This window comes from Arthrospira sp. PCC 8006 (assembly GCF_046480465.1).
Taxonomy (GTDB): domain Bacteria; phylum Cyanobacteriota; class Cyanobacteriia; order Cyanobacteriales; family Microcoleaceae; genus Limnospira; species Limnospira platensis.
In genome coordinates, this window is record NZ_PKGG01000239.1 from 1 (window position 1) to 7,344 (window position 7,344).

8 protein-coding genes and 1 tRNA gene are annotated in these 7,344 nt (G+C 43.8%); 7 read left to right on the forward strand and 2 right to left on the reverse strand.

Annotated elements, in window-relative coordinates; genetic code table 11:
- The 3 genes from B9T16_RS23450 to rsmD all read left to right on the forward strand — a co-directional run.
- The coding region (locus tag B9T16_RS23450; RefSeq protein WP_410245903.1) for a tetratricopeptide repeat protein at window positions 1-1,901 on the forward strand (1,901 nt) is incomplete at its 5' end.
- Window positions 1,902-1,986: 85 nt separating this feature from the next.
- Entirely contained in the window at window positions 1,987-2,628 is a 642-nt protein-coding gene (gene hisH, locus B9T16_RS23455) for an imidazole glycerol phosphate synthase subunit HisH (RefSeq protein WP_410245904.1), read from the forward strand.
- A gap of 18 nt (window positions 2,629-2,646) precedes the next feature.
- Entirely contained in the window at window positions 2,647-3,198 is a 552-nt protein-coding gene (gene rsmD / locus B9T16_RS23460) for a 16S rRNA (guanine(966)-N(2))-methyltransferase RsmD (protein WP_006617636.1), read from the forward strand.
- On the opposite strand, the gene mazG is transcribed toward rsmD, so the two are convergent.
- Both mazG and B9T16_RS23470 read right to left on the reverse strand, forming a co-directional pair.
- Complete coding sequence (mazG, locus tag B9T16_RS23465; protein WP_006617635.1) at window positions 3,179-4,012, reverse strand: nucleoside triphosphate pyrophosphohydrolase; 834 nt, start codon at window positions 4,010-4,012, stop codon at window positions 3,179-3,181. The genes rsmD and mazG overlap by 20 nt on opposite strands.
- Window positions 4,013-4,095: 83 nt before the next feature.
- Entirely contained in the window at window positions 4,096-4,773 is a 678-nt protein-coding gene (locus B9T16_RS23470) for a metal-binding protein (RefSeq protein ID WP_410245905.1), read from the reverse strand.
- A gap of 76 nt (window positions 4,774-4,849) precedes the next feature.
- Between B9T16_RS23470 and B9T16_RS23475 the strand changes: the two genes are divergently transcribed.
- The 4 genes from B9T16_RS23475 to B9T16_RS23490 all read left to right on the forward strand — a co-directional run bounded on the left by B9T16_RS23475 (window position 4,850) and on the right by B9T16_RS23490 (window position 7,232).
- A tRNA-Val gene (locus tag B9T16_RS23475) sits at window positions 4,850-4,921 on the forward strand.
- Between the two features lie 1,064 nt (window positions 4,922-5,985).
- Window positions 5,986-6,225 (forward strand): hypothetical protein, encoded by a 240-nt coding sequence (locus tag B9T16_RS23480; protein WP_006615866.1) that lies wholly within the window; start codon window positions 5,986-5,988, stop codon window positions 6,223-6,225.
- Between the two features lie 552 nt (window positions 6,226-6,777).
- Window positions 6,778-6,960, forward strand: a complete 183-nt coding sequence (locus B9T16_RS23485; RefSeq protein ID WP_006669990.1) for a hypothetical protein — start codon at window positions 6,778-6,780, stop codon at window positions 6,958-6,960.
- Between the two features lie 95 nt (window positions 6,961-7,055).
- On the forward strand, window positions 7,056-7,232 hold the full coding sequence (locus B9T16_RS23490; protein ID WP_162097051.1) for a hypothetical protein: 177 nt from the start codon (window positions 7,056-7,058) through the stop codon (window positions 7,230-7,232).
- Window positions 7,233-7,344 lie beyond the last annotated feature (112 nt).

The window sequence follows — 7,344 nt, forward strand, 5'->3', positions numbered from 1 at the left end:
CACCTTCCCTAGAGTCTGGTCAACGCTTCACCCCAGAACAGATTAGGCAAATTGCTATTTCTATCTTAGGGATTCTGGTATATTTACAACAGCATAATCCGCCAATTATTCACCGTGATATTAAGCCAGGTAACATTCTAGTAGACGATCGCCTCAATGCTTATCTAGTGGATTTTGGCTTTGCTAAAGTAGGTGGAAAAGATACCGCCACCAGTAGTATCGCCGCCGGAACACCGGGGTTTATGCCACCGGAGGAACTCTTTAACCGACCCTTAACAGAATCTTCCGACCTCTACAGTTTGGGGGCTACCTTAATTTGTCTGCTAACAGGGACTCATCCCGCCCATATTGGTCAGCTTATTGATGATAACTATTGTTTCCAATTTAGACAACTGGTAAAAGGTGGCGATCGCCGTTTTTTAGCATGGTTAGAAAGGCTGGTAGAACCTAGCACCAAAAGACGGTTTAAAAATGCCTCGCAAGCCTTATCCGCTTTGACTAGGACGACAACTTCCAGGGATGTAGTTATCTCTCAACTTAAACCCATAGGGGCGCTATTTTTTATGGTGCTAGTGGGCAATATGGCTATGCAAGAGGCGCGAGATTTTAGCAATTCTCAATCATCAAAAGTTAATCGCCCATCCGAAAATTTCACAGCTAGTTTTCCCTGGTCACAGGCGGTCAAATTACGCCATAAAGCTCAGAGTTTTTTGGATGTAGAACAATACGATAAAGCCTTATCTGCCTATAATATGGCTTTGGATATTAACCCGAATTATCTGCAAGCCCTAGAGGGTCGCTGTTCAGCATTATATCATTTAGAACAGTATGATCAAGCCCTAAGAAGTTGCGACGCGGCGATCGCGATTAACCCTCAGTCATATCATTCCTGGCATCAACGAGGCAACATTTTAAACCAATTAGGGCGATATCGGGAAGCCTTAGAATCTTATAACAAGTCTATTGCGATTCATCCCAATTATGTCCATAGTTGGAATGGTCGCTGCTGGTCTTTGAATAACTTACACCAGTTTCAGGATGCTTTAAATTCCTGCGATCGCGCTATAGAAATTGATAGTAATTCCGAGTGGGTATGGAATAATCGAGGTTATGCTTTAGAGAAATTATCACACCACCAGGAAGCACTACAATCCTACAGTCGCGCCCTCAGTATTAACCCTAATAATACCATAATCGCTAGGAATTATCAACGGGCTCTAGAGAGATTACATAAATCGGCTATATCTAACCACACACCTACTGACTGGTTTAATCAGGGAGAAATATCGCGAGATAAAGGTGATTATGAACAGGCTTTAAGTGCTTATGATAAAGCCATTGCCGAAAATTCTCACCATTTTGATGCCCACCTTTATCGTTGTCGGGTGTTGCGTATCTTAGACCAAATGCCGGAAGCCCTAATGAGTTGCGATCGCGCTTTAGTAATCAATTCTAACTCCCATTTAGCCTGGGAAAGTCGCGCTTGGGTGTTGCGGGGTTTGGGTCGTTATGCTGATGCTATACAAGCAAGCGATCGCGCTTTAGCAATTAATCCCCGCGCCTATTGGTCTTGGATAGAAAAAAGTGTAGCCTGGCGGAATTTAGGGGAATATCAACAAGCATTAGAGGCGGCGGAAAAGGCGATCGCCATTAACCCCAATCAACTAAATGGCTGGTTAGATACGGGGATAGCTTTAAATCATTTAGGCCGTTATGAACAGGCATTAATAGCCCTAAATAAAGCCCTAAATGCTGACCCCAAAGACCGGGAAGTGTGGCATCAAAGGGGATTAGCTTTAGAGGGTTTAAACCGTTCCGAAGAAGCTCGTGATGCCTATAATCAAGCCTTAATCTTGGATTTGAACAGTCAACAGCCAACCGAAAACGGAGCCATCAATTAATAATTTCAATAATCATCAACTCCCAAATGTTCCCAAATTGTCCGTAAATATGAGATAATGTCAAATGGTGGCTTGAGGGATATAGATGGCGAGAATCGCAGTAATTGACTATGATATGGGTAATCTGCACTCGGTCTGTAAGGGCTTGGAAAATGCAGGAGGAACCCCAGAAATTACCGATGATCCAAAGGTAATCAATGCGGCTGATGGTGTGCTTTTACCAGGAGTAGGAGCCTTTGACCCGGCGGTGCAACATCTGCGATCGCGTAATCTCATCGAACCCATTAAACAGGTAATTGCTGACGGTGTGCCATTTTTGGGGATTTGTTTAGGGTTGCAAATTTTGTTCGAGTCCGGGGAAGAAGGGGAAGAAGCAGGGTTAGGGATTTTTCCGGGTAAAGTGCGACGGTTTAAATCAGAACCCGGACTGACTATTCCTCACATGGGTTGGAATCAACTAACATTTACTCAACCATCAGTCAGTCTTTGGGATAATTTGGGAGATAATCCCTGGGTGTATTTTGTGCATTCTTATTATGTCGATCCGGCTGATTCGACGATTACCGCCGCCACTATCACCCACGGAAGCCAAACCGTGACTGCTGCGATCGCTTACCAAAATGTGATGGCGCTACAATTCCACCCCGAAAAATCCTCACTCGCCGGACTGCAATTATTATCTAATTTTGTGCAGTTGGTGAACTCTTCTCAAAAGGTAATTACTTAGATGGGATAGTGTTCACAAATGGCCTTGAGAATTTATGGTAATCGCCAACTAAAAACCCTCCCCGGACAAAATACCCGACCTACTCCCTCACGGGTCAGGGAAGCGGTGTTTAATATTTGGCAGGACATTACTGGATGTCGTTGGCTGGATCTTTGTGCTGGTAGTGGGTCAATGGGGGCAGAGGCTCTATGTCGTGGGGCGGCGATCGCAGTGGCGATCGAACAGTCCGGGCCAGCTTGTCAAATTATTAAGCAAAATTGGCAGCAAGTAGCTACACCAGAACAACAGTTTCGCGTCCTACGGGGAGATGTGGTTAAACGGCTAAAATCCTTAGCCGCCGAGGAGTTCGATCGCATTTATTTTGACCCACCATATACAGCCAATTTATATGAACCTGTCCTAGAAGCGATCGCCAAATATTCCCTACTCGCCGCCGGGGGAGAGTTAATTGCTGAACATGACCCAAAACGAGAAATGGTAGAGGTTTCCGGTTTAGCGATCGTCCGCCAAAAAGTCTACGGAGGATGTGCGATCGCCTTTTATCAATCCCTTAATTCCCCTGTTCCTTAATGATAGCTTTAGCCCTATCCCATAAGACATCTAATTGAGCTAGGGTGTAGTCTGCTAAAGGGCGATCGCAAGCAGCCTCTACCATAGAAAATCGGCGAATAAACCTATGATTAGTCTCCCGTAGCGCTTCATGAGGGTCGATATCATACCAGCGGGCTAAATTGACCAACACAAATAAAATATCTCCTAATTCCGCTTGTTGTTGTGCTTTATCTTCGTAGCGTAAGGCTTCTTCAAATTCCGCCACTTCCTCATGAAACTTATCCCAAACCCCATCAACATTATCCCACTCAAAGCCAACAGCAGCAGTTTTTTTAGATAATTTCATAGCTGCTATCAGAGGCGGAAGTTGTCGGGAATAACGGTTTAATTTAGCACTTAAAGACTGGGAATCTTGATGATTTGCCGCTTCTTTATCCTTAATAGCTTCCCAGTTTTCGTGTACTTCCTCGACACTATCAACCTTCACATCGGCGAAAACGTGGGGATGTCTGCGGATGAGTTTTTCCGTAATACCAGCCGCCACATCAGCCAGGGAAAATTGCTGAGATTCGCTGGCAATTTGAGCTTGTAGAACTACTTGCAACAATAAATCTCCTAATTCATCAGCGATCGCTTTTGGGTCTCCCGTAGCAATGGCATCGACTACCTCATAGGCTTCTTCGAGAATATAAGGGGTTAAACTTTGGGGCGTTTGAGCCAAATCCCAAGGACACCCACCATCAGGCGATCGTAATTTAGCCACCACATCAATTAGTTCTTGTAAGGCATTTAGCGTGTCGTTTTCGGGTTGATTATGACTAGAATCAGACATATTGATTTAGGGTTGATTGTACGAATTTGATTAACCGATAAAATCCTACCGTATAGCATCGCTCCTAACAGTTAGGATATATACTATCGTTTGCGGGAGTTCCCCACAGTCGAGGAATTTCTAGAACGACGACTGCTTTTTTTTGGGGAAGTTGACGAGGATTTTGGGGAAGTTGACGAGGAATTGGAGCGAGACCGCCGGGAGGTGGTATTTTTCGGTTTTTTGACTAGGACTGATGGTGGTATCAGTCCATATACCCCTTGGCTTTGCAGGCGTTTATAAATAGATGATCCCCAATCAGATAGATAGTGGCTCATAGCACCGAGTTCTAAACCGCAGAAGATAGCGATCCATTCCATAGAGTGGTTTACCAGAAATTGCCATAGTTCCCCTGCTAAACTTGATATCGTCCACTCTACCGAAAACAGAAACTCGATCGCCATAGTCGTAATCACACCAACGCCTAGCCAGGTGAACAAGTACAGAACCCGTAAGGCAGTGCCAATAAAAGGCCCGTGGGACAGAAACGAGCGATGGTGCAAACTCTTTTGATAGGGAACCCATAGCCAACGGAACCACCCCCAACGTTGAAACTGTCGCGAGTTTAGATCTAAATCTGGCCCAAACATCAGGCCACTAAATAGAAAACTGGCAGATACTAGGAGGGTTAGATGGCTGCTGCGAGTTTGTCCAAAGGTCAAACCCGCCACCAGTGGCAAGCTCCAGAGTGTTATGCGATCGTGGGTTTTGCCAGAAGGCATAGCACAAAAATTTTTTTCAAAAATAGCTTCCCTATTTTAGCGATTGCTGCTACAATAGAAAACATCGAATGCAAAAGGGCGATTAGCTCAGTGGTAGAGCGCCTGCCTTACAAGCAGGATGTCACTGGTTCAAGTCCAGTATCGCCCATTTTCGGGAAATCCTTATCCTAGCAGCGATAACCGGGATTCACTTAACCCGATAGTCGCACCTAATTACTCAGATATTACTCACAATCTAGTCCTAGCACAGGAAAATAATTCTGTCAATAGGATGATTACTCAGTCAACAAGCACAACTTAATCAATCTGTCAAATACCCATATCACTCCCTAAACCCGACGCTGATAGGGTAGTTCCCTTGTGATACCTGTCAATGGCAAGCCTATCGGTTCGTTCGTCACCATTGACTGCTATCACGTCGGTCACTTCCCTTTGAGTGCTTTTCCCGGTTATGGGGGGAGGGTATGTTTCAAAGCCAACACGATAGCCGTAGGTGGGGGGGGAACCCGCTAGGGAATCAACGTACAAAGATATCAGACCGCCTTTCAGTATCAGATTATGAAAGTATGGCGATCGCCTATCCGGTTATCTATGGGTCTGATTCATAATCTCCGGTGAGGGGAAACTATGGGCTATCATCTGGCTGATATTAAAAGTGCGATCGCCAAATCTAAACTATCATCTACCGGAACCAACCCGATACCCCTCAACAACTTTTCAACTGGAGGCAATTACCGGGGGTAGTGCCTAATATTAATGATAGAGGTGTAAAAACCGACTCGGGTTCAATTTCCATGCCTACCTGCCCAACTTGTACATCTACCCAATTGTTAGACTAAATGGATTAGGCTCAATATCATTTTGAACCGCTTGCTCCGAACCCATACGCATCGATGACTTTGGCTCCGTCAGTATTGCTGACGTCGTCGGTATCGGAACCACAGTAGCACAAACAAGATTAGATGTTAATGGAAATATAAGAGGGCATAGAATTAATTTCAGTAATTTACCGACAAGCCCTACAGGTTTAAGGGTTGGTGATTTATGGTGCGATACAGCTAACGATCATGTAATCAAACAGATTAGATAATGCCTAACAACTATGATATATCTGAGACTCATTGGTTTTGAGTTTATCACCAATATTTCATCAAAGAGGATGATTCAAAACATGGTAGTCAGAAATTTCCAGATATATCAGGTAGCCAATTTGTGAGGATATTATTTGAGGCGGACCAAATTCCTGTTGATTGGAAAATCGCGGGATGGTTAAAATTTTACGCATACAATGATGTCCAACAGAATATGATGGTTAAACGATATATTATTTGGCTTAATCAATATCAAATCATTGCCGAGCCGCCATATAGCAATTTTGACGCAGTATTTGACCCCTTAGAGAGGATTAAGTGGTTTACCATTTATTTTTGGAGATTAATACAATTAATTTAATTATAATAGAGGTTATATTATTGATAATTATTATTATTGTTTATTTGGTAATTTCTTCATTTATAGGCAATAAAATAATGGAGTCTAAGCTAGATTAAAAAAATAAAAATTTCGACATATTATTTGAGTTTTTGAAATATTCGTTAGATAGTATAATCTGCCCAAAAATATATGACCATGATACGCGTTTACCACCTAACTAAATCAACAGAGATGATATTGACGATGATGGATGGTTGGCGTAAACCCTAACAGCCTAACAGCTAACTCAATAACTTAATGACCCCCTATGGTTTCTGACTGTAGGGGGTGTCTATGTATTTTGGGCTAACAGTCTAACTGCAACAGTCTAATTAAATGTCAATTTTTTCATTAGCTTAAATGCTAACAGTCTAACTGCAACAGTCTAATTACGGGTTTATATGAATGCTCACCCTATCATGTCCAGATATTACCCATAACGGATATTACCCCTAACCGATCGCTTTACCTACAACCTACGACTAAGATTTTTGGGTAAGGCGATTATGTTGGTAGTGACTGTTGGAGGTGATGATTACCATCAAAGATTGGAGACTTGCTGAGAATTATGTGGGTATCGATTCCCATCCCGGTAATTGCCTCCAGTTGAAAAGTTGTTTGGGGGGTATCGGGTTGGTTCCGGTAGATGATAGTTCAGGTTTTGCGATCGCACTTTTAGTTTCCCTCACCGGAGATTATCAATTGGACCCATAGATAACCGGATAGGCGATCGTGTTGGCTTTGAATCATACCCTCCCCCCATAACCGGGACAAGCACTCAAAGGGAGTGACCGATGTGATAGCAGTCAATGGTGAGGAACGAACCGATAGACTTGCCATTGACGGGTATCACAAGGGAACTACCCTATCAGCGTCCGGTTATGGGGGTGATCAGCAATTCTCATTTTGGCGAAAACCTGTTCAAGTCCCCAGCATCCCTGTATCGTAATGACATCCAAGAAACCCAGGAGCGCCAGAGCCGTTGAAAAAGCCAGGTGGCTTTGAGACTCTAGTCGGTTCTTTCCGCCAGTGCTTGTCATCGCTACCGGACAAGCGCCGGGGTAAAAATCGCCGCTATGGAATGGAGGATGCCGCTTT

Bases quoted from the DNA above. Each gene is read 5' to 3' on its own strand.
- rsmD (WP_006617636.1), top strand. From the start codon at position 2,647: ATGGCCTTGAGAATTTATGGTAATCGCCAACTAAAAACCCTCCCCGGA.
- B9T16_RS23485 (WP_006669990.1), top strand. From the start codon at position 6,778: ATGATTACCATCAAAGATTGGAGACTTGCTGAGAATTATGTGGGTATC.
- B9T16_RS23470 (WP_410245905.1), bottom strand. From the start codon at position 4,773: ATGCCTTCTGGCAAAACCCACGATCGCATAACACTCTGGAGCTTGCCA.
- mazG (WP_006617635.1), bottom strand. From the start codon at position 4,012: ATGTCTGATTCTAGTCATAATCAACCCGAAAACGACACGCTAAATGCC.
- hisH (WP_410245904.1), top strand. From the start codon at position 1,987: ATGGCGAGAATCGCAGTAATTGACTATGATATGGGTAATCTGCACTCG.
- B9T16_RS23490 (WP_162097051.1), top strand. From the start codon at position 7,056: ATGGTGAGGAACGAACCGATAGACTTGCCATTGACGGGTATCACAAGG.